The 21,234-nt window shown below is 74.2% G+C and carries 19 protein-coding genes; 18 read left to right on the top strand and 1 reads right to left on the bottom strand.

The window, feature by feature from the left end; genetic code table 11:
• Complete coding sequence (locus tag HNR08_RS20170; RefSeq protein ID WP_146837179.1) at positions 1-1,767, bottom strand: HNH endonuclease signature motif containing protein; 1,767 nt, start codon at positions 1,765-1,767, stop codon at positions 1-3.
• Between the two features lie 181 nt (positions 1,768-1,948).
• Between HNR08_RS20170 and HNR08_RS20165 the strand changes: the two genes are divergently transcribed.
• From HNR08_RS20165 to HNR08_RS20080, 18 genes are all read left to right on the top strand, one after another.
• The gene (locus HNR08_RS20165) at positions 1,949-3,064 is read left to right on the top strand and encodes a site-2 protease family protein (protein ID WP_146837176.1); all 1,116 of its coding nucleotides are present in this window, start codon (positions 1,949-1,951) and stop codon (positions 3,062-3,064) included.
• Positions 3,065-3,075: 11 nt separating this feature from the next.
• A complete protein-coding gene (locus HNR08_RS20160) occupies positions 3,076-4,140 on the top strand; it encodes a tRNA (adenine-N1)-methyltransferase (RefSeq protein ID WP_246803050.1) in 1,065 nt (354 codons plus the stop codon).
• A gap of 109 nt (positions 4,141-4,249) precedes the next feature.
• Positions 4,250-5,878 carry a proteasome ATPase gene (gene arc / locus HNR08_RS20155; protein ID WP_146837173.1) on the top strand — a complete coding sequence of 543 codons (1,629 nt, stop codon included), beginning with the start codon at positions 4,250-4,252 and terminating at the stop codon, positions 5,876-5,878.
• Positions 5,879-5,976: 98 nt separating this feature from the next.
• On the top strand, positions 5,977-6,600 hold the full coding sequence (locus HNR08_RS20150) for a DUF4956 domain-containing protein (protein ID WP_146837170.1): 624 nt from the start codon (positions 5,977-5,979) through the stop codon (positions 6,598-6,600).
• Complete coding sequence (locus HNR08_RS20145) at positions 6,597-7,349, top strand: VTC domain-containing protein (RefSeq protein WP_146837167.1); 753 nt, start codon at positions 6,597-6,599, stop codon at positions 7,347-7,349. The genes HNR08_RS20150 and HNR08_RS20145 overlap by 4 nt, the downstream gene beginning before the upstream one ends.
• A 12-nt stretch (positions 7,350-7,361) precedes the next feature.
• Positions 7,362-9,236, top strand: coding sequence for a carbohydrate-binding domain-containing protein (locus HNR08_RS20140; RefSeq protein ID WP_146837164.1), 1,875 nt, complete (start codon positions 7,362-7,364; stop codon positions 9,234-9,236).
• A gap of 136 nt (positions 9,237-9,372) precedes the next feature.
• Positions 9,373-11,001, top strand: coding sequence for a depupylase/deamidase Dop (gene dop, locus HNR08_RS20135; protein ID WP_146837161.1), 1,629 nt, complete (start codon positions 9,373-9,375; stop codon positions 10,999-11,001).
• Between the two features lie 76 nt (positions 11,002-11,077).
• Positions 11,078-11,272, top strand: a complete 195-nt coding sequence (locus HNR08_RS20130; RefSeq protein WP_146837158.1) for a ubiquitin-like protein Pup — start codon at positions 11,078-11,080, stop codon at positions 11,270-11,272.
• Between the two features lie 3 nt (positions 11,273-11,275).
• Positions 11,276-12,130, top strand: coding sequence for a proteasome subunit beta (prcB, locus tag HNR08_RS20125; RefSeq protein ID WP_371862380.1), 855 nt, complete (start codon positions 11,276-11,278; stop codon positions 12,128-12,130).
• The gene (gene prcA, locus HNR08_RS20120; RefSeq protein WP_146837155.1) at positions 12,127-12,852 is read left to right on the top strand and encodes a proteasome subunit alpha; all 726 of its coding nucleotides are present in this window, start codon (positions 12,127-12,129) and stop codon (positions 12,850-12,852) included. The genes prcB and prcA overlap by 4 nt, the downstream gene beginning before the upstream one ends.
• A 13-nt stretch (positions 12,853-12,865) precedes the next feature.
• Positions 12,866-14,227: a Pup--protein ligase gene (gene pafA / locus HNR08_RS20115; RefSeq protein ID WP_146837152.1), complete on the top strand. Its 1,362-nt coding sequence runs from the start codon at positions 12,866-12,868 to the stop codon at positions 14,225-14,227.
• A gap of 110 nt (positions 14,228-14,337) precedes the next feature.
• On the top strand, positions 14,338-15,240 hold the full coding sequence (locus HNR08_RS20110) for an FKBP-type peptidyl-prolyl cis-trans isomerase (RefSeq protein WP_146837149.1): 903 nt from the start codon (positions 14,338-14,340) through the stop codon (positions 15,238-15,240).
• Positions 15,241-15,242: 2 nt separating this feature from the next.
• Complete coding sequence (gene hisF / locus HNR08_RS20105; protein WP_146837146.1) at positions 15,243-16,013, top strand: imidazole glycerol phosphate synthase subunit HisF; 771 nt, start codon at positions 15,243-15,245, stop codon at positions 16,011-16,013.
• 59 nt (positions 16,014-16,072) lie between these two features.
• Positions 16,073-16,702, top strand: coding sequence for a dephospho-CoA kinase (gene coaE / locus HNR08_RS20100; protein ID WP_146837143.1), 630 nt, complete (start codon positions 16,073-16,075; stop codon positions 16,700-16,702).
• The gene (gene pcp / locus HNR08_RS20095) at positions 16,699-17,352 is read left to right on the top strand and encodes a pyroglutamyl-peptidase I (RefSeq protein ID WP_146837140.1); all 654 of its coding nucleotides are present in this window, start codon (positions 16,699-16,701) and stop codon (positions 17,350-17,352) included. Before coaE ends, pcp begins: the two co-directional genes overlap by 4 nt.
• An 80-nt stretch (positions 17,353-17,432) precedes the next feature.
• Positions 17,433-19,538, top strand: a complete 2,106-nt coding sequence (gene uvrB / locus HNR08_RS20090) for an excinuclease ABC subunit UvrB (RefSeq protein ID WP_146837137.1) — start codon at positions 17,433-17,435, stop codon at positions 19,536-19,538.
• 10 nt (positions 19,539-19,548) lie between these two features.
• The gene (locus HNR08_RS20085; protein WP_146837134.1) at positions 19,549-19,995 is read left to right on the top strand and encodes a VOC family protein; all 447 of its coding nucleotides are present in this window, start codon (positions 19,549-19,551) and stop codon (positions 19,993-19,995) included.
• Positions 19,996-20,189: 194 nt separating this feature from the next.
• Complete coding sequence (locus tag HNR08_RS20080; protein ID WP_146837131.1) at positions 20,190-21,230, top strand: TerC family protein; 1,041 nt, start codon at positions 20,190-20,192, stop codon at positions 21,228-21,230.
• Positions 21,231-21,234: the final 4 nt, after the last annotated feature.

The raw sequence follows: 21,234 nt of genomic DNA, 5'->3' as shown, positions 1-21,234 counted from the left end.
TCAGAACGGGGGTTCGGCGTCGTGGGGGACGGTGGTCGTGTCGAGGGAGCGTCCGGTGCCGGGGCGTACGAGGTAGCGGTGGCCGGTGGGGGTGATCCACTCGAACAGGCCGGGTTCGATCTGCCGGAGCCGGAACCCGCCGACGGTCTTGAGCCGGTGGTGGGCGCGGCACAGCGGCCCGAGGTTGCCCGCGTCGGTGCCGCCCAGGGGTGTGTCGGGTGGGGCGCCGGGTTGCGGGTGGTAGGCGATGGTGTGGTCGAGGTCGGTGCGGGTGGCGGGCACGGTGCAGCCGGGTGCCGCGCAGGTCTTGTCCCGGACGCGCACGTGCTCGTCGAGTGCGGCGGGTGGTCGGTATCGGCGTCGTCCGATGTCAAGGGTCTGCTCGGTGAGCGGGTCGGTCACGATCCGCTGCCAGTCGCCTCCGGCGGCCAGGGCCCGGGCGGTGACCGCGTCGATGGCCCCGTACCCCTCGAGGTCGCCCGGTTGGTCGTCCAGGCCGAGCAGGGTGGAGGCGGCGATCGTGACCCGCACCTGCGCGCCCGGGCGGCCGCCGCACGTGCCGCAGCCGTTGGTGGTGCGGCCGCGGTGGGCGCGGGCGGCGAGGTCCGCGGCGTCCGACGTTGGGGCGGCGGGCACCGGGGTGCTTGTGGTGTCGGGACACCGCGTGTTGAGGGCGCCGGCCTCGGCCGGCGCGGCGGCCGCCGGCGCGGGCTCGGGCGCGGAGATCGGGACGGGGATGGGGGTGATCGTGGCGGTCGGCTCGGGGGCCATCGGGCGCGTCGGCCCACCCGGGGTGCTCCACGCCCGGTCGACCGGCACCGGTCGCGGGGTGGGCGGGTGGAGGCGCACCTCGAACGCCGGACCCTCCACCGCCGGCACGTCCCCGACCACCAGGTCGCGCAGCCCGTCGGCGCGCAGCTGGTCCAGGGTGCGGGGATCACCCAGGGCGCGGGCGGCGCGGGCGGTGTGGTCCAGCACCCCGTCCAGCCGGGCCGCGTCCGGGGCGCTCAGCACGCACCACATCGCGGCCATCCCGTCCGGCCGCCGCCGCGGGTGCGTCACCCGCCGACCCTCGCGGGCCGTGGCGTGCCGCAGCGCGGCACCCTCGGCGTCCACCAGGGCGATCGCGTGCTCCACCCGCTGCTCGAACTGCGCGTGCGAGCACTGGTCCGCGTCCGGCAGCACCGCATCCTCCACCGCCAGGCTCACCTCATACGGCAGGTCCCGTGCCCGACGCACCAGAGTGTCCGCCTTACGGGCATCCACATGCCCGCTCGCCAACGCCGCACCGGTCGCCTGCAGCAACCCGTCCAGCAGCACCGCATCACGCACCACCCGGCTGGCGGTCAGCACCGGCAACCGCAACCGCATCCCCACCTCACCGGCCACCACCCGCTCCCGCCCCACCGGCGCGGCCCCACGCCCCGGGGTGCGGTCCGGGTCCATCGTCGGGCGCACCACCAGCTCGGCCACCGCGGCGAGCTTGCCGGCGTGGGCGGAGGACTCCATGCGGTCCCAGGCGGCCACCACCTCGAGCACGACCCCGGCGGGCAGCACCGACAGGTCCAGACCCCGCAACCACGCATCCAGCTCGGGTCCTGGCGGGCAGGCCGCGATCGCCTCGATCTGCCGCTGCTGCGCCGTCCCTGCTCCGCCCGCTGCCGGGTCCGCCCCGAAGTCCGTCAGGCACCGACCGTCGTCCCCGTACCGGGGCAGCACCACACCCGCGGCGGGATCACCGTCGGGATGTTCGTGCAGGTCAGCCATGGATCCACCGTATCCGCGTCCACCCACACCCGACCCCCGCGCAGCCCCACCCTGGGGACCACGCACGCGCACCGCGCCTGTGGAGGAGTCGGTGCCCCGCGATCACGCGGATCAGCCCGCCGAGCCCCGACGGCGCGTCCCGGCGCACGGGGCACCCGCCCGACCCCCGTAGCCTGGCCCGGTGGAGAACCGGACGCGCGGCTGGGTCGTGGGGCGGGTGGCCGGGGCGCCGGTCATCCTGACGCCGAGCAGCCTGCTCATGGTGGCGCTGATCGCGCTGGTGTTCGCCCCGACCGTGCGCGCGCGGGCGCCGTGGCTCGGCACGGGCTCCACCTACGTCGTGGCGCTGGTCATCGGGGTGCTGCTGCTCGTCTCGATCCTGGTGCACGAGCTGGCGCACGGCCTGACGGCCCGGTCCCGCGGCCTGCACGTGCAGGAGTACGCGCTCACCCTCATCGGCGGCCACACGGCGTACGGCGGCCGGGTGACGCCGCTGAGCAGCGGCCTGGTCGCCGTCGCCGGCCCGCTGGCGAACCTCGTGCTCGCCGTCGTGTTCACCCTGCTCGCCCGGGCGGTCGACCCGTTCGGGGTCGCGGCGACGGTGCTGGTCGCGGCGGCGTACGCGAACGGCTTCGTCGGACTGTTCAACCTGGTGCCGGGGCTGCCGCTGGACGGCGGGCAGGTGCTGGAGTCCGTGGTCTGGGGCGCGACGAAGGACCGCCGCCGCGGGACCACGGTCGCGGGCTGGGCGGGCCGGGTCGTCGCCGTCGGGTTCGTCGCCTGGGTGCTGCTGGTGCCACTGCTCAGCGGCGCGCGGCCGGATCTGGTGGCCGTGGCGTGGGGCGCGCTGGTCGGCGCGTTCCTGTGGTCGGGCGCGGGTCAGGCGATCAAGGCCGCGCGCACGTCCCGGGCGGTGGACGCGCTGGCGGTCTCCACGGTCGGGGTGCGGGCGGTCGGCGTCCCGGCGACGGCGGTGCTCGCGGAGGCCGATGCCGCCCGCGGGCGGGCCGGGGCGGACGCGGTCGTGCTGCTGTCGCCCGACGGGCGCCCCGCCGCGTACGTGGACCCGCAGGCCGCGAACGGCGTCCCGGTGCACGAGCGCGCGCACGTGCCCCTCACCGCGGTGTCCGTGACGCTGCCGGCCGGCGCGGTCGTGGACGCGTCGCTGCGCGGCGTCGCGCTGGTGCAGGCCGTCGCCGCGACGTCCCGGTTCGCGCCGGTGATGGCGGCGCTCCAGGACGGCCAGGTCGTGGCGCTGGTCCGCAGCGCGGACGTGGCGGCGGCGCTGCGCTCCTAGACTCGACCCCCGTGACCGACGACACCGCTCCCGCGACCGCCGCCCAGCCGACCGGCGCCGACCAGCGCCGCGGCCTGCTCCGGGTGGGGGAGCGCGTCCAGCTCACCGACCCCCGGGGCCGGCTGCACACCATCACGCTCCAGCCCGGCGCGACCTTCCACACGCACAAGGGCTACTTCCGGCACGAGGAGCTGATCGACGCGCCCGAGGGCACCGTCGTGACGAGCAGCGGCGGCGTCGAGTACCTCGCCCTGCGCCCGCTGCTGTCCGACTACGTGCTGTCGATGCCGCGCGGTGCCGCCGTGGTCTACCCGAAGGACGCCGGCCAGATCGTGCAGATGGCCGACATCTACCCGGGCGCCCGGGTGGTCGAGGCGGGCGTGGGGTCCGGCGCGCTGACGATGTCCCTGCTGCGCGCGGTCGGCGACGGCGGCCGCCTGCACTCGATCGAGCGGCGCGAGGACTTCGCGGCGATCGCCCGCGGGAACGTCGAGTCGTTCTTCGGCGGCCCGCACCCCGCGTGGCGGCTGTCGGTGGGCGACCTGGCGGACGTGCTGCCGACGGCGGAGGGGCCCGGAGAGGTCGACCGCGTGGTGCTCGACATGCTGGCCCCCTGGGAGAACCTCGACGCGGTCGCCACGGCGCTGGCCCCGGGCGGGGTGCTCATCGCGTACGTGGCGACGGCGACGCAGCTGTCCCGGCTCGCGGAGGACGTCCGGGCGGACGGCCGGTACACCGAGCCGCAGGCGTGGGAGTCGATGGTCCGCGGCTGGCACCTGGAGGGCCTGGCGGTCCGCCCCCAGCACCGGATGATCGGCCACACCGGCTTCCTGCTCACGACCCGCCGGCTGGCGGACGGCGTCGAGCCACCGCTGCGCAAGCGCCGCCCGGCGAAGGGCTCCCAGCCGGGGGAGGCCGCGCTGGTGGACGAGACCGGCGACGTGGTCAGCAGCCGGTCGTTCCAGGAGGTCCCGGACGCGGAGTGGACCCCGGAGGCCCTGGGCGAGCGCGCGGTCTCCGACAAGAAGGTCCGCCGGGTCCGCCGCGACGTGGGGCAGGCGCCCGAGCAGGACTGACCCCGTCTCGACCGGCGAGGCCTCCCCGCACCGATTGACAGGGGTGGTTAGGGTCTCCCCACGAATGCCGCACAGCGCCGTGAGGTCGACACGGATCGGAGGCACCGCGATGACGGAACCGACAGCGCGCGACCTGCAGCGCGAGCTCGCGCTCCTGGCCGCGAAGAACGAGCGCCTGTCCGACGCCCTGGTGGCCGCGCGCGACCAGATCATCGAGCTCAAGCGCCAGATCGACGACCTCGCGAAGCCCCCGGGCACGTTCGCGACGTTCCTCACGGCCCGCGAGGACGGGACGGTCGACGTCGTGTCCTCGGGCCGCAAGATGCACGTCGGCGCGAGCCCCGCGGTGGATGTGCACCGGCTGCGCCCGGGCCAGGAGGTCATGCTCAACGAGGCCCTCACGGTCGTCGAGGCCGGCGGGTACGAGCAGGTCGGCGAGCTCGTCACCGTCAAGGAGCTGCTCGGCCCGGACCGCGCCCTGGTCGTCGGCCGCGGCGACGAGGAGCGGGTGGTCCGGCTGGCCGGGCAGGTCAAGGACGGCTCCGTGCGGGTGGGCGACGCGCTGACCGTCGAGGCGCGCAGCGGGTTCGTGTTCGAGCGGGTGCCGCGGGCGGAGGTCGAGGACCTCGTGCTCGAGGAGGTCCCGGACATCGACTACGCCGACATCGGCGGCCTCGGCCCGCAGATCGAGGCGATCCGGGACGCGGTCGAGCTGCCGTTCCTGCACCCCGAGCTGTTCCGGGAGCACGGCCTGAAGCCGCCGAAGGGCGTGCTGCTGTACGGCCCGCCCGGGTGCGGCAAGACGCTGATCGCCAAGGCGGTCGCGCACTCGCTGGCGGCGACGACGGCGCGGGCGCGGGGCGAGGACGCCGGCGAGGCGAAGTCGTACTTCCTCAACGTCAAGGGCCCGGAGCTGCTGAACAAGTACGTCGGCGAGACCGAGCGGCACATCCGGCTGATCTTCTCCCGGGCCCGCGAGAAGGCGTCCCAGGGCCACCCGGTCGTCGTGTTCTTCGACGAGATGGAGTCGCTGTTCCGCACCCGCGGCACCGGCGTGTCCAGCGACGTCGAGACGACGATCGTGCCCCAGCTGCTCGCCGAGATCGACGGCGTGGAGCGGCTGGAGAACGTCATCGTCATCGGCGCGTCGAACCGCGAGGACATGATCGACCCCGCGATCCTGCGGCCCGGCCGGCTGGACGTGAAGATCAAGATCGAGCGCCCGGACGCCGAGGGCGCCCGCGAGATCTTCGCGAAGTACCTCACCCCGGGCCTGCCGATCCACGCGGACGACCTCGCCGAGCACCACGGCTCCCCGGCCGAGGCGGTCGAGGCGATGATCTCCCGGGCGGTGGAGCGGATGTACTCCGAGAACGAGGAGAACCGCTTCCTCGAGGTCACCTACGCCAGCGGCGACAAGGAGATCCTCTACTTCAAGGACTTCAACTCCGGCGCGATGATCCAGAACGTCGTCGACCGGGCGAAGAAGTCCGCGATCAAGGACCTGCTCGCCACCGGTCAGCGCGGCCTGCGCGTCGAGCACGTGCTGACCGCCTGCGTGGACGAGTTCAAGGAGAACGAGGACCTGCCGAACACCACCAACCCCGACGACTGGGCCCGCATCTCCGGCAAGAAGGGGGAGCGCATCGTGTTCATCCGCACGATCGTCCAGGACAAGAAGGGCGAGGAGGCCTCGCGCCGGATCGAGAACGTGCAGAGCACGGGGCAGTACCTCTGAGCGGGGGCTGACGCCCCGCACAGCGACGGCACAGGCCCGCGCGGCGTCATGGTGGCACCCGGTTCACCGGGTGTTCACCCACGACCCGCGAGGTGCCCATGCCAGCCGCCGTCCTGTTCGCCGCCGACCTCGTCGCCATCGGCGTCCTGACCTTCGCCCTGTACTTCCCCCGGCACCGCCGGCGCGACCTCGTCGTCGCCTTCCTCGGCGTGAACGTCGGCGTGCTGGCCGTGGCCGGCGCGCTGTCGTCCGCCACGGTGGGCGCGGGCCTCGGGCTCGGCCTGTTCGGCGTGCTGTCGATCATCCGGCTGCGGTCCTCCGAGATCGACCAGCGCGAGGTCGCCTACTACTTCGCGGCCCTCGCGCTCGGGCTGATCGGCGGGCTGGGCTCGTCGCTCGGCGCCACGGCGCTCGTGCTGATGGCGCTGATCCTCGTGGCGCTGCTCGTCGGTGACCACCCGAGGCTGCTGCGCCGGTACCGGCAGCAGGTCGTCGTCCTGGACCACGCGATCGCCGACCACGCCGCCCTGGTCGCGCACCTGGAGCAGCTGCTCGGGGCGCGGGTGCACGGGGTCACGGTGCAGCGGCTCGACCTGGTGGACGACACGACCGTGGTCGACGTCCGCTTCTCCGAGGACCCCGCGCGCCGGGTGGCCGTCGACGACCTGCTGGCGGCGGCCACCGCCCCGCACGCCACCCCCGTCCCGGCGGCGTCCCGGTGACCGGCTTCGCCGCCCTGCCGGCGGTCGCCCTCGCCGAGCTGCAGGAGACCGCCGCCCTCCAGACCCGGGTGGACCGCAAGTACGTGCTGCCGCTCGACGCGCTGCCCGGCCTGCTCGCCGCGCTGCCCGACGGCACCCGCCGCCTGGTCATCGACGGCCGCGACGCGTTCGGCTACGAGTCGGTCTACTTCGACACCCCCGCCCTCGACGCCTTCCGCCTGGCGGCCGGGCGCCGGCGCCGCCGGTACAAGGTCCGCACCCGGACGTACTGCGACACCGGCGGCTGCTGGCTCGAGGTGAAGACCCGGGGCCCGCGCGGCACCACCGTCAAGGAGCGCCGCGAGCACGACCCCGCTGCGCCCGCCGAGGTCGGCGACGGCCTGGGCTTCGTGCTCGACGCGCTGCGCGGGCGCGGGCTGCCCGCCGGCGACCTGGACCTGCGCCCGACGCTGACCACCCGCTACCGGCGCCGCACCCTCCTGCTGCCCGACGGCGCCCGCACGACCGTCGACACGGGCCTCGAGTGGCACGGCGCGCAGGACGGGGCGCCTCGCACGGCCACCGTGCCGGCGCACGCGGTCGTCGAGACCAAGAGCGTCGCCGGCGCGTCCGCCGCGGACCGGGCGCTGTGGGCGCTCGGGCACCGGCCGGCCCGGATCTCGAAGTACGCGACCGGCCTGGTGGTCCTGGACCCCACGCTCGCCGGCCGCCCCTGGCGGCGCACCCTGCGCCGCACCCTGACCCCCTGAACGGAGACCCCCATGCGCCGCACCCGACACCTGATCGCCGCACCCGCCGTCCTGCTGAGCCTGCTGCTCGCGGGCTGCACCGCCGACGCCCTGGCCGACACGAGCACGAGCACCGGCACGAGCACCGCCGAGGACGCCACGACCGTCGTCACCGACGTGGCCGCCGGCGCCACCGCCGAGGAGGTGCTGGCGGCGAACGCCGACGTGCACGAGGTCGAGGACGCCGGCGCCGCGGCGGCCACGATCACGCTCGACGGCGACACCGCGTCCGCGGACGGGGACGCCGACGGCGTGACGGTCGACGGCTCGACCGTGACGATCACCGCCGGCGGCACCTACACGCTGACCGGGACCCTGTCCGACGGCCAGGTGGTCGTCGACGCGGGCGACGCGGTCGTGCACCTCGTGCTCGACGGGGCCGACCTCACGTCGAGCACCGGGTCGCCCCTCGTGGTCGCCTCGGCCGGGTCCGCCGTCGTCGAGCTGGCCGACGGGTCGGACAACGCCCTGACCGACGCGGCCGAGTACGCCGACGCCGACGCCGAGGACGCCCCGAACGCAGCCCTGTTCAGCACCGCCGACCTGACGATCACCGGGGACGGCGCGCTCACGGTCACCGGGAGCGCGAACGACGGCATCACGTCGAAGGACGGGCTGGTCGTCGAGTCCGGCACGATCACCGTCGAGGCGGCCGACGACGGCATCCGCGGCAAGGACTACCTGGTGGTCGAGGGCGGCACGCTCGACGTCACCGCCGGCGGCGACGGGCTGAAGTCCGACGAGGCCGACGACACGGCGAAGGGCTTCGTCGTCCTCGCGGGCGGGGACGTCGCCGTGGCGGCCGAGGGCGACGGGGTGGACGCCGAGACGGACGTGGTCGTCACCGGCGGCACCCTCGACGTGACCGCGGGCGGCGGGTCGGCGCAGGCCGCGTCCGACGACGTCTCCACCAAGGGCGTCAAGGGCTCGGCGTCGGTCGTGGTCGGCGGCGGCTCGGTGACGGTCGACGCGTCCGACGACGCGCTGCACTCCAACGGCATCGTGTCCGTGACCGACGGCGACCTGACCCTCTCCTCCGGGGACGACGGCGTGCACGCGGACGCGGCGCTGGACGTCACCGGCGGCACGGTCGACGTCCTGACGTCGTACGAGGGCCTGGAGGCCGAGGCCATCACGCTGGCCGGCGGGGACGTCGCTGTCGTCGCCTCCGACGACGGCGTCAACGCCGCGAGCAGCGCCGCCGGGTCCACCGAGGACGCCCAGGGCGACTGGGGCGGCCCGCAGGGCGAGACCTCCGGCACGGCCAGCCTCACGATCACGGGCGGCACGGTCGCGATCGACGCGGGCGGCGACGGCCTGGACGCGAACGGCTCCCTGACGATGTCGGGCGGCACCGTCATGGTGAACGGCCCGACGAACGACGGCAACGGCGCGATCGACGCCGACGGCACGCCGTCCGTCACCGGCGGGACGCTGGTCGCGGCCGGGTCCTCCGGCATGGCGATGGCCCCCGGCACCGACGGCCAGGGCTGGGTGTCGGCGACGTTCGACACCGCGCAGCCCGCCGGGACGACCCTCGCGGTCGTGGCCGCCGACGGGACGGTCGTCGCGACGTTCACGCCGGCGAAGGACATCACGTCGCTGGTGCTGTCCGCGGCCGGCATCACGAGCGGGGAGACGTACACCGTGGTCTCCGGGGCGACGGCCGCCGGGGACGCGTTCGCCGGGTACACGACCGGCGGCGACGCCTCGGGCGGCACCGAGGTGGCGACCGTGACGGCCGGCGAGCACACCGGCGGCATGGGCGGCGGGATGGGTGGCGGCCCCGGCGGCGGCCAGGCCCCGGGCGGCGGCCAGCCGGGCACCCGCCCGGGCGCCGACGCCTGACCCCGCCCCCGGGCCCGGAGCCCCGGGCCCCGGGCCCCGCAGAGTGGAAGGTCCGGACCGACACGCCCACGGCGAGTCCGTCCGGACCTTCCACTCCGTCGAGGACGCACCGGGCCGCGGCCGTAGGGTGGCCCGTGTGACCGTGCGCCGCGTGATGGGGATCGAGACCGAGTACGGCGTGCTGCAGCCCGGCCGCCCGACCGCGAACCCGATGCTGCTGTCCAGCCACGTCGTCGCGGTGCACGCGGCGGCCCGGCAGGGCGGGCGGCAGAAGGCCCGGTGGGACTACGACGACGAGGACCCCCTGCAGGACGCCCGCGGCTTCCACCTGCAGCGCGCGGCGGCGCACCCGTCGCTGCTCACCGACGACCCGGCCCGCCCGGCTCCCTCCGGGGACGCCGGCGGCACGCGCGACGCCGACGGCCCCCAGGAGGTCGCCCGGTCGCTGGTCGAGGAGTACGAGGACCCGGGCGCCGCGAACGTCATCCTCACGAACGGGGCCCGGCTGTACGTGGACCACGCGCACCCGGAGTACTCGTCGCCGGAGGTCACGAACCCGCTGGACGCGGTGCGCTGGGACCGGGCGGGCGAGCTGGTCATGCTCGCGTCGGTCCGTGCCCTGGCCTCGACGCAGGCGCTGCCGGACGTGGCGCTGTACAAGAACAACGTCGACGGCAAGGGCGCGACGTACGGCACGCACGAGAACTTCCTGGTCGACCGCGCGGTGCCGTTCGCGGACCTCGCGTCCCGGCTGACCCCGTTCCTCGTCACCCGGCAGGTGTTCACCGGCGCCGGCCGGGTCGGGATCGGCCAGCGCGGGGAGGACGCCGGCTTCCAGCTGTCCCAGCGCGCCGACTACATCGAGGCCGAGGTCGGCCTGGAGACGACCCTGCGCCGCCCGATCGTCAACACCCGCGACGAGCCGCACGCCGACCCGGACCGGTGGCGGCGGCTGCACGTCATCATCGGGGACGCCAACCAGCTCGAGGTCGCGACGTACCTCAAGCTCGGCACGACGTCGCTGGTGCTGTGGCTGATCGAGCGCGCGGCGGCGGGGCAGGCCGGCGACCTCGGCGCGGCCCTGGACCGGCTGGCGCTGGCCGACCCGGTCCGCGCGGTGCACGCGGTCAGCCACGACCTCACGCTCACCGAGCGGCTCCCGCTCGCGGACGGCCGGCGGCTCACGGCCCTGGAGGTGCAGCGCGAGTACCTGCGCGCGGTCCGGACGGCGCTCGGCCGCGGCGCCGCGCCGGTGGACGACCAGACCGCCGACGTCCTGGCCCGCTGGGGCTCGCTGCTGGACCGGCTCGGCACCGACCCGGCGTCCTGCGCGCGGGAGGTCGAGTGGCTCGCCAAGATGCGGCTGCTGGAGGGCCTGCGCCGCCGCGACCACCTCGACTGGGACCACCCCCGGCTGGCGGCCGTGGACCTGCAGTGGTCCGACGTGCGCCCCGAGCGCGGGCTGTACCACCGGCTCGTCGGCGCCGGCGCGGTCGAGCGGCTGGTCACCGACGAGGCCGTGGCCCGGGCCGTGACGCACCCGCCGGAGGACACCCGCGCGTACTTCCGCGGCGAGACGATCGCCCGGTTCGGGGCGCACGTGTCGGCCGCCTCCTGGGACTCGGTGGTGTTCGACGTGCCCGGCGCTCCGACGCTGCAGCGCGTCCCGATGCGCGACCCGCTGCGCGGCACCAAGGCCCACGTGGCGGGCCTGCTGGACGCGTCGCCGGACGTCGGCGCGCTGCTGGCGGCGCTCGGCTCCTGATCAGGGCCTAGGGTGGTGCCACTGCGGGGCCGGCGCGGGTGGCCGGCCCCGGGACCGACTACCGGCGGAGGTGCACATGGCTGGTCAGGAACGCGCTCGGGACCGCCGCGAGGACGACGAGCCGGTCGACGGCCCGGACGTCGAGCAGGCGACCGCCGCCGCGCAGCAGCGGGACGCCGAGGTCGACGCCCTCCTCGAGGAGATCGACGACGTGCTGGAGACGAACGCGGAGCAGTTCGTCCGGGGCTTCGTGCAGAAGGGCGGTCAGTGACGCGTGCCGACGGACCCGCTGACCTCGGCGGGACGGCTGCCGGACGCGTTCACGACGCCCGGGTCGTCGTCCTTCGTCGACTTCCTCGCCCTGCACGCCCCGGACCTCCTGCCGGGCCGCCGCTCGCCCCTGCCGGCCGGTGAGGTGCCCGGCGCCCCGCACGCCACCACGATCGTCGCGCTGACGTTCGACGGCGGCGTCGTGATGGCCGGCGACCGCCGCGCCACCATGGGCTCGCAGATCGCGTCGCGGGACATCGAGAAGGTGTTCCCGGCGGACGACTACTCGGCGGTCGGCATCGCCGGCACCGCGGGCCTCGCGGTCGAGCTGGTGCGGCTGTTCCAGCTCGAGCTCGAGCACTACGAGAAGATCGAGGGCACGCTGCTCTCGCTCGACGGCAAGGCCAACCGGCTCGCGACGATGATCCGCGGCAACCTCGGCCTGGCCATGCAGGGCCTCGCGGTGGTGCCGCTGTTCGCCGGGTTCGACCTGGACCGCGGCACCGGCAGGATCTTCTCCTACGACGTCACGGGCGGCCGCTACGAGGAGCACCAGCACCACAGCGTCGGCTCCGGCTCGGTGTTCGCGCGCGGCTCCCTGAAGAAGCTGTGGCAGCCCGGCCTGGACGCCGGCGCGGCGGTCCGCGTGGCCGTCGAGGCGCTGGTGGACGCGGCCGACGACGACTCCGCGACCGGCGGCCCTGACCAGTCCCGGCGCATCTGGCCGGTCGTCGCCACGGTGACGTCCGCGGGCTACCTCCGGGTCGCCCAGGACGCCCTCGGCGAGGTGGTGGCCGCCGTGCTGGCGGGCCGCGCCGAGCAGCACGCCCGCGCCCGGCAGGAAGGCGACGCCCCATGAGCATGCCGTTCTACGTCTCGCCCGAGCAGCTGATGAAGGACCGGGCGGACTACGCCCGCAAGGGCATCGCCCGCGGCCGGTCCGTCGTCGTGCTGGCCTACGAGGACGGCATCGCGTTCGCGACGGAGAACCCGTCCCGCGCGCTGCACAAGGTCTCCGAGATCTACGACCGGATCGCGTTCGCCGCGGTCGGGAAGTACAACGAGTTCGAGAACCTGCGGGTCGCCGGCGTCCGGTACGCGGACCTGCGCGGCTACTCCTACGACCGCCGGGACGTGAACGCCCGCGGGCTGGCGAACGCCTACGCCCAGACGCTGGGCACCGTGTTCACCACGGAGTCCAAGCCGCTCGAGGTCGAGATCGTCGTGGCCGAGGTGGGCGCCGACGCCGCGACCGACCAGATCTACCGGCTGTCCTACGACGGCTCGGTGGCCGACGAGCGCGGGTTCGTCGTCATGGGCGGGCAGGCGGAGCGGCTGCGCGAGGAGGTCGCCCAGTCGTGGGTGCCCGGCATGGCGCTGGCCGACGTGCTGGCGCTGGCGGTGCGCGTGCTCGGCGCCCCCGCGGACGGCGCGGACGAGGACGACCGCCGGGTCATCCCCGCCGCGCAGCTCGAGGTCGCGGTCCTGGACCGCACGCGGCCCCGCCGGGCGTTCCGGCGGCTGTCCGGGGTGGTCCTGGAGGACCTGCTGGGCTCGGCCGCCGTCCCGGACCTGCCCTGAGGGGAGCACCACGATGGACCGACGGATCTTCGGGCTGGAGACGGAGTACGGCGTGACCTGCGCCGCCGACGACGGGCGCGGGCTGTCCGCGGACGAGGTCGCGCGGTACCTGTTCCGCAAGGTGGTCGCGTGGGGCCGGTCCTCCAACGTCTTCCTGCGCAACGGCTCGCGGCTGTACCTGGACGTCGGCTCGCACCCCGAGTACGCGACCGCGGAGTGCGACGACTGGCGGCAGCTCGTCACGCACGACCGGGCGGGGGAGCGGATCCTCGAGGGCCTGGTGGCCGACGCGCAGCAGCGCCTGGAGCACGAGGGGCTGTCGGGCCGGATCCACCTGTTCAAGAACAACACCGACTCGGCGGGCAACTCCTACGGCTGCCACGAGAACTACCTGGTGCGCCGGCAGGGCGACTTCTCCCGGCTGTCCGACGTGCTGGTGCCGTTCCTCATCACCCGGCAGGTGCTCACCGGCGCGGGCAAGGTGCTCGCGACGCCGCGCGGCGCGGTGTTCTGCCTGTCGCAGCGCGCCGACCACATCTGGGAGTCGGTGTCCTCGGCGACGACCCGGTCCCGGCCGATCATCAACACCCGGGACGAGCCGCACGCCGACGCCGAGCACTACCGCCGGCTGCACGTGATCGTCGGGGACTCGTCGATGTCGGAGACCACCACGATGCTCAAGGTGGGCAGCACCGACCTGGTGCTCCGCCTGATCGAGGCCGGGCTGCCGATGCGCGACCTCACGCTGGAGAACCCGATCCGCGCGATCCGCGAGATCAGCCACGACATCACGGGCAGCCATCCCGTGACCCTGGCGACGGGGCGGACGGTCACGGCGGTGGACCTGCAGGAGGAGTACCTGGGCCGGGTCCGCGACTGGGTGCAGCAGGAGTCGGAGGCCGGGCCCGAGGTGAAGCAGGTGCTCGACCTCTGGGAGCGCGGCCTGCGGGCGGTGCGCACCGGCGACCTGTCGCTCGTGGAGCGCGAGCTGGACTGGGTCATCAAGTACCGGCTGATCGAGCGGTACCGGGCGAAGCACGGACTGGACCTGTCGGACGTGCGGGTGGCCCGGATGGACCTGGCGTACCACGACATCTCCCGCACCGAGGGGCTGTACAACCTGCTGGCGCAGCGCGGGCTGGTCGAGCGGGTGACCACCGACGTCGAGGTGTTCGAGGCGACGTCGGTGCCGCCGCAGACGACGCGGGCCAAGCTGCGTGGCGAGTTCGTGCAGGCCGCGCAGGAGGCCCGCCGGGACTACACGGTCGACTGGGTGCACCTCAAGCTGAACGACCAGGCGCAGCGCACCGTGCTGTGCAAGGACCCGTTCCGCAGCGTGGACGACCGGGTGGAGCGGCTGATCGAGTCCATGTGACGCGACCTGCACGGTTCCTGCCCACCACCCGACCCGGGGGCGTCCGGAGGGCACCCGCGGTGCCCGTACAGTGGGCCGCGGATCTGTGCTGGACGTTCGGAAGGATCGACGTGCGACGTCTCGTGGCCGCGTGCGCCGCCGCGGTGCTGCTGCTGGTGGGCTGCTCCCCGCAGGACCCCGAGCCCCCGGAGGTGGTCGTCACCGGCGAGGCCGGCGAGGCGCCCACCGTGACCTACCGGACGCCCCTGCGCGTCGCCGAGTCGCTGCACGAGGTCGTCTGGCCGGGCAGCGGGCCGGAGCTCGAGGACGGCCGTCCGGTGCTGCTCGACTTCTGGCTCGAGGACGCGTCCGACGCGACCCTGGTCAAGGAGTCGTACTCGTCCAGCCCGACGCCGCGGATGCTCACCGAGGAGGACCTCGGCAAGGACCTGTACGCGACGCTGTCAGGCCAGCGGGTCGGCGCGCGGCTGCTGCAGATCAGCCCGGCGTCCTCGGCGAGCGCGTCGTCCTACCCGACCGTCACCGTGCTGGACGTCCTGCCGACGCGCGCCGGCGGCGAGGCCGTGGCGCCGCGCGAGGGCATGCCGGTCGTGACCCTGGACGCCGACGGAGCGCCGTCGATCGCCCCGACCGGCACCGAGCCCCCGGGCGATCTGGTCGTGCAGCCGCTGATCCGCGGCACCGGGGACCAGGTGGCCGAGGGCGACGTCATCACGGTGCAGTTCACCGGGTTCGTCTGGGAGACCGGGGAGCCGTTCGACTCGACGTGGACCGGCAAGGGCCCGCAGACGTTCTCCCTGGCCGACGTGCCCGCGTGGTCCGAGGCCCTGGTCGAGCAGGCGGTCGGCGGCCAGGTGATGGTCGTCGTGCCGCCGTCGTACCCGCTGGGCGCGACGCAGAGCGAGGAGCTCGCCGGGCAGACCATCGTGTTCGTCATCGACCTGCTGGCCACGCGGAGCCCGGCGGCGGACGCCCCGGCCGACGCGGGCACCGCCGCACCGGAAGGGGACTGAGCGTGTCCGTGGCCCTGCGGGTCATCCCGTGCCTGGACGTCGACGCGGGCCGCGTCGTCAAGGGCGTGAACTTCGAGAACCTGCGCGACGCCGGCGACCCGGTCGAGCTGGCGCGGCGGTACGACGACGAGGGCGCGGACGAGGTGACGTTCCTCGACGTGTCCGCGTCGTCGTCGGACCGCGAGACCACCTACGACGTGGTCCGGCGCACCGCCGAGCAGGTGTTCGTCCCGCTCACGGTCGGGGGCGGCGTGCGGTCGACCGACGACGTGGACCGGCTGCTGCGGGCGGGCGCGGACAAGGTCGGGGTCAACACCGCGGCGATCGCCCGGCCCGAGCTCATCGCCGAGATCGCGGAGCGGTTCGGCAGCCAGGTGCTCACCCTGTCGGTGGACGCCCGCCGGGTCACCGGCGGCACCCGGACGGACTCCGGGTACGAGGTCACCACGCACGGCGGGCGGCGCGGCACCGGCATCGACGCGGTCGCGTGGGCGGCCCGGGCGGCCGAGCTCGGCGCGGGGGAGATCCTGCTGAACTCCATGGACGCCGACGGCACGACGGCCGGGTTCGACCTGGGCATGCTGCGCGACGTGCGGCGCGAGGTGCGGATCCCGCTGATCGCGAGCGGCGGCGCCGGGACGGTCGAGCACTTCGCGGAGGCCGCGGCGGCCGGCGCGGACGCGGTCCTGGCGGCGAGCGTCTTCCACTTCCGCACGCTCACGGTGGGCCAGGTCAAGGACCACCTCCGCGCCCGGGGCTTCGAGGTCCGCTGACCGGCGTCCCCGCGGGCCCGGGGGTGCGCGGGTGCGCCCGGGCACGGCACGATGGGGCGATGCAGCGCATCGGACTGACCGGGGGGATCGCGGCCGGCAAGTCGGTCGCCGCGCAGCGGCTCGTGGAGCGCGGGGCGGTGGTGCTCGACTACGACGTGCTGTCCCGCGACGCGGTGGCCCCCGGGTCGCCGGGCCTGGCGGAGCTCGTCGACGCCTTCGGCGACGGCGTGCTCGCGCCCGACGGGACGCTGGACCGCCCGGGGCTCGCCGCCGTGGTGTTCGCGGACGACGCGGCCCGCGCCCGGTTGAACGGGATCGTGCACCCGGTGGTGCGCCGGCTGGCCGCCGAGCGGGAGGCCGCCGCAGCCGCTGCCGACCCGGGCGCGGTCGTGGTGCACGACGTCCCGCTGCTGGTCGAGTCCGGGTACGCCGACGCGTTCCACCTGGTGGTGCTCGTGCAGGCGCCCGCGGTGCTGCGCGTCGAGCGGCTGGTGCGCACGCGCGGCATGGACCGCACCGAGGCGGAGCGCCGGATCGCCGCGCAGGCCCCCGACGAGGACCGGCTCGCCGTCGCGGACGTCGTGCTGGACGGCTCCGGCGCGCCGGACGAGCTCCGGGAGCAGGTCGACGCGCTCTGGGACCGGCTCGCGGCCGAGCGCCGCGACGAGCGCGAGGTGGACGCCCCGTGACGACCGTGCTGCTCACCGCGTTCGAGCCGTTCGAGGGGCAGCCGGTCAACGCGTCCTGGGCCGCGGTGCGCGGCGTCGCGGACGCCTGGGACGAGCGCGCCGAGGGTGCCGCGCTGGTCACGGCGCTGCTGCCGGTCTCCTTCGCCCGGGCGCCGCGCCGGCTGGCGGAGCTGCTCGCGGACGTGCGGCCCGGTCTCGTGGTCTGCGTGGGCGAGGCGGGCGGCCGGTCCGCGGTCGGCGTGGAGCGGGTGGCGGTCAACGTGCAGGACGCCCGGATCCCCGACGAGGACGGCGCGCAGCCGGTGGACGTGCCCGTGGTGCCGGGCGGCGACGTGGCGCACCTGTCGTCGCTGCCGGTCAAGGCGTGCCTGGCGGCGGTGCTCGCGGCGGGCGTGCCGGGCGAGGTGTCCAACACCGCCGGGACGTACGTGTGCAACACGGTGGCCTACGCGCTGGCCGACCACCTGGCGGCCGGGCGCGCACCGGGGGCGCGGGGCGGGTTCGTGCACGTGCCGCGACTGCCGGAGCAGGTGCCGGACGGCGCGCCGGCCCTGGACGCGGCGGCGTCGTCGGCCGGGCTGGGCGCGGTGCTGCGCGCGGCGCTGCGCACGCGGGACGACGTCACGCTGGCGGCGGGCACGCTCGCCTAGATCCCCGGCGGCCCGCCCCGCCCGCACGCCCTGCGCGAACCCCGGCGGCCCGTGTCGGACCCTCGTCGTACGGTGGACGCATGCGTCCCGTGACCGACCTGCAGCGCACCGTCGCCCCGTTCGAGGTGGTGTCCGAGTTCCAGCCCTCCGGCGACCAGCCGGCGGCGATCGCGGACCTCGCGAAGCGCATCCGGGCGGGGGAGAAGGACGTCACGCTGCTCGGCGCCACGGGCACCGGCAAGTCGGCGACGACGGCCTGGCTGATCGAGCAGCTGCAGCGCCCGACCCTGGTCATGGCGCCGAACAAGACGCTCGCCGCCCAGCTGGCCAACGAGTTCCGCGAGCTGCTGCCGAACAACGCCGTCGAGTACTTCGTCTCGTACTACGACTACTACCAGCCCGAGGCGTACATCGCGCAGACGGACACCTACATCGAGAAGGACTCGTCGATCAACGACGAGGTCGAGCGCCTCCGGCACTCCGCGACGTCTTCTCTGCTGACCCGCCGGGACGTCGTGGTGGTCGCGTCGGTGTCGTGCATCTACGGCCTCGGCACCCCGCAGGAGTACGTCGACCGGATGGTCACCCTGGACGTGGGGGACCAGGTCGACCGGGACGCGCTGCTCCGGCAGTTCGTGTCGATGCAGTACTCCCGGAACGACATGGCGTTCACGCGCGGCACGTTCCGGGTGCGCGGCGACACCGTCGAGATCATCCCGGTGTACGAGGAGCTCGCGATCCGGATCGAGTTCTTCGGCGACGAGATCGAGGCGATCCAGACCCTGCACCCGCTGACCGGCGACATCGTGCGGAACGAGCAGCAGGTGCACGTGTTCCCGGCGACCCACTACGTCGCCGGCCCGGAGCGCATGGAGCGCGCGATCAACGGGATCGAGCACGAGCTCGAGGAGCGCCTGAAGGACCTGGAGCGGGCGAACAAGCTGCTCGAGGCGCAGCGGCTGCGCATGCGCACGACCTACGACATCGAGATGATGCGCCAGATCGGCTCGTGCTCCGGCATCGAGAACTACTCCCGGCACATCGACGGCCGCGCGCCGGGCACGGCCCCGAACACGCTGCTCGACTACTTCCCCGAGGACTTCCTGCTCGTCATCGACGAGTCGCACGTGACCGTGCCGCAGATCGGCGCGATGTACGAGGGCGACATGTCCCGCAAGCGCAACCTCGTGGACTTCGGGTTCCGGCTGCCGAGCGCGATGGACAACCGGCCGCTGCGCTGGGAGGAGTTCGTCGAGCGGATCGGCCAGACCGTCTACCTGTCCGCGACCCCGGGCGACTACGAGCTGTCCATGTCCGACGGCGTGGTGGAGCAGATCATCCGCCCGACCGGCCTGGTCGACCCCGAGGTCGTCGTCAAGCCGACCAAGGGCCAGATCGACGACCTGCTGGACGAGATCCGCACCCGCGTCGAGAAGGACGAGCGCGTGCTCGTCACGACGCTCACGAAGAAGATGGCCGAGGACCTCACCGACTACTTCCTCGACAAGGGGGTGCGGGTCCGGTACCTGCACTCCGAGGTGGACACCCTGCGCCGCGTCGAGCTGCTGCGGGAGCTCCGGCTCGGCGAGTACGACGTCCTGGTCGGCATCAACCTGCTCCGCGAGGGCCTGGACCTGCCCGAGGTCTCGCTCGTGGCGATCCTCGACGCGGACAAGGAGGGCTTCCTCCGGTCCGGCAAGTCGCTGATCCAGACGATCGGCCGCGCCGCCCGCAACGTGTCCGGCCAGGTGCACATGTACGCGGACAAGATCACCCCGGCGATGCAGCAGGCGATCGAGGAGACGAACCGCCGCCGCGAGAAGCAGATCGCGTACAACACCGAGCGCGGCATCGACCCGCAGCCCCTGCGCAAGAAGATCGGCGACATCACCGACCTGCTGGCCCGCGAGGACGCCGACACCGCCGAGCTGCTGGGCGGCGCCGGGCGGCAGGCGAGCCGCGGCAAGGCCCCCGTCCCCGGCCTCGGGTCGAAGGCGGGCCCGCCGACCGAGCGCACCAAGCTCGTCGGCGCGGCGGCCGGCGAGCTCGCGGACCTCATCCAGGAGCTCACCGACCAGATGCACGCCGCGGCGGGCGAGCTGCAGTTCGAGCTCGCGGCACGGCTGCGCGACGAGATCTCGGGGCTCAAGAAGGAGCTCCGGCAGATGCACGCGGCGACGGCCTGAGGAGGCGGCGATGGCGCTCGAGGTCCAGGTGGTGTTCGACGCGCACTCCCCGCGCGCCCTCGGGGCGTTCTGGGGGACCGCGCTCGGCTACGTCGAGGAGCCGCCGCCGGCGGGGTTCGCGTCGTGGGACGCGGCGCTGGACGCCTGGGGCTTCCCGCCGGACGACCGCGACCTGGCGTACGCGCTGGTCGACCCGGACGGCCGCGGGCCGCGGGTGTTCTTCCAGCGGGTGCCCGAGGGCAAGACCGCGAAGAACCGCGTGCACCTCGACGTGCGCTGGTCCGCGGCGCAGGGCATCGACCGGGACGACCGGGCGGCCAAGCTCGCGAGCGCGCGGCGGCACGCCGCCACGCTCGTCGCGGCCGGCGGCACGGTGCTCCGCGAGGTGGACGACGAGCGCGAGGGCGCGTGGGTGGTCCTGGCCGACCCGGAGGGCAACGAGTTCTGCGTCGTGTGACGCGCGGCACGTCGCGCGCCGCGCTGTGCGACTGGGACCGATGACCTATGCTGGCGCACGCAGTGGAGGGGAGTATCCCGACACGACGCCCCCGTCATCACGGTCGCCTCCGTAGCCGGCCCGGGGCCGTCGGCCCGGCAGCGCCGGGTGGGAGAGACCTCCGGTACTCAGTCGTCTGTACCGGAGGGTGATTCATGTCCGTGGACCTGTGGGTCTGGATCGTGACGGGTGTCGCGATCGTCGGGATGCTCGTGTTCGACTTCTTCGCGCACGTCAAGACACCGCACGCCCCGTCCTTCCGCGAGGCCGCGACCTGGTCGACGGTCTACATCGTGCTCGCGATCGTGTTCGGCATCGGCCTCGGCATGGTCTGGGGCTGGGACCACGGCACGGAGTACTTCGCGGGGTACGTCACCGAGAAGAGCCTCTCGGTCGACAACCTGTTCGTCTTCCTCATCATCATGACGAAGTTCGCGGTACCCCGGGAGTTCCAGCAGAAGGTCCTGCTGGTCGGCGTCGCGATCGCGCTGGTGCTCCGGACCGTGTTCATCCTGCTGGGCGCCGCGGCCATCGAGCAGTGGTCCTGGGTGTTCTACCTCTTCGGCGCGTTCCTCGTGTACACCGGCATCAAGCTGGGCCGGGAGAAGCACGACGAGGGCGAGCTCGAGCACGCCGGCGAGCGCAAGGACGGCCTGGCCGTCACGCTGATGAAGAAGGTGCTCCCGACCACCGACGAGTACCACGGCGACCGCCTCACCACCCGGATCGACGGCAAGCGCCTCATCACCCCGATGCTGCTGGTCATGGTCGCGATCGGCGCCACCGACGTGCTGTTCGCGCTCGACTCGATCCCCGCGATCTACGGCCTCACGCAGGAGCCGTACATCGTGTTCACGGCCAACGCGTTCGCGCTGCTCGGCCTGCGCCAGCTGTACTTCCTCATCGGCGGCCTGCTGGAGCGCCTGGTGTACCTCAACAAGGGACTGGCGTTCATCCTCGCGTTCATCGGCCTCAAGCTGGTCTTCCACGCGATGCACGTGAACGAGCTGCCGTTCATCAACGGCGGCGAGCACATCGAGTGGGCCCCCGAGATCCCCACGTGGCTCTCGCTGCTCGTGATCCTCGGTACGCTCACGGTCGCCACCGTCGCGAGCCTGGTGAAGACCAGGCGGGACCGCGACGCCGCCCCGGCCGCCGTGGCCGCCGCGGAGGAGCCCGCCAGCAAGGAGCACTGACCCG

The organism is Cellulomonas hominis (genome assembly GCF_014201095.1).
Lineage (GTDB): Bacteria > Actinomycetota > Actinomycetes > Actinomycetales > Cellulomonadaceae > Cellulomonas > Cellulomonas hominis.
Note: the sequence above shows the minus strand (reverse complement) of the source record. Positions and strands in the feature narration are given on the sequence as shown.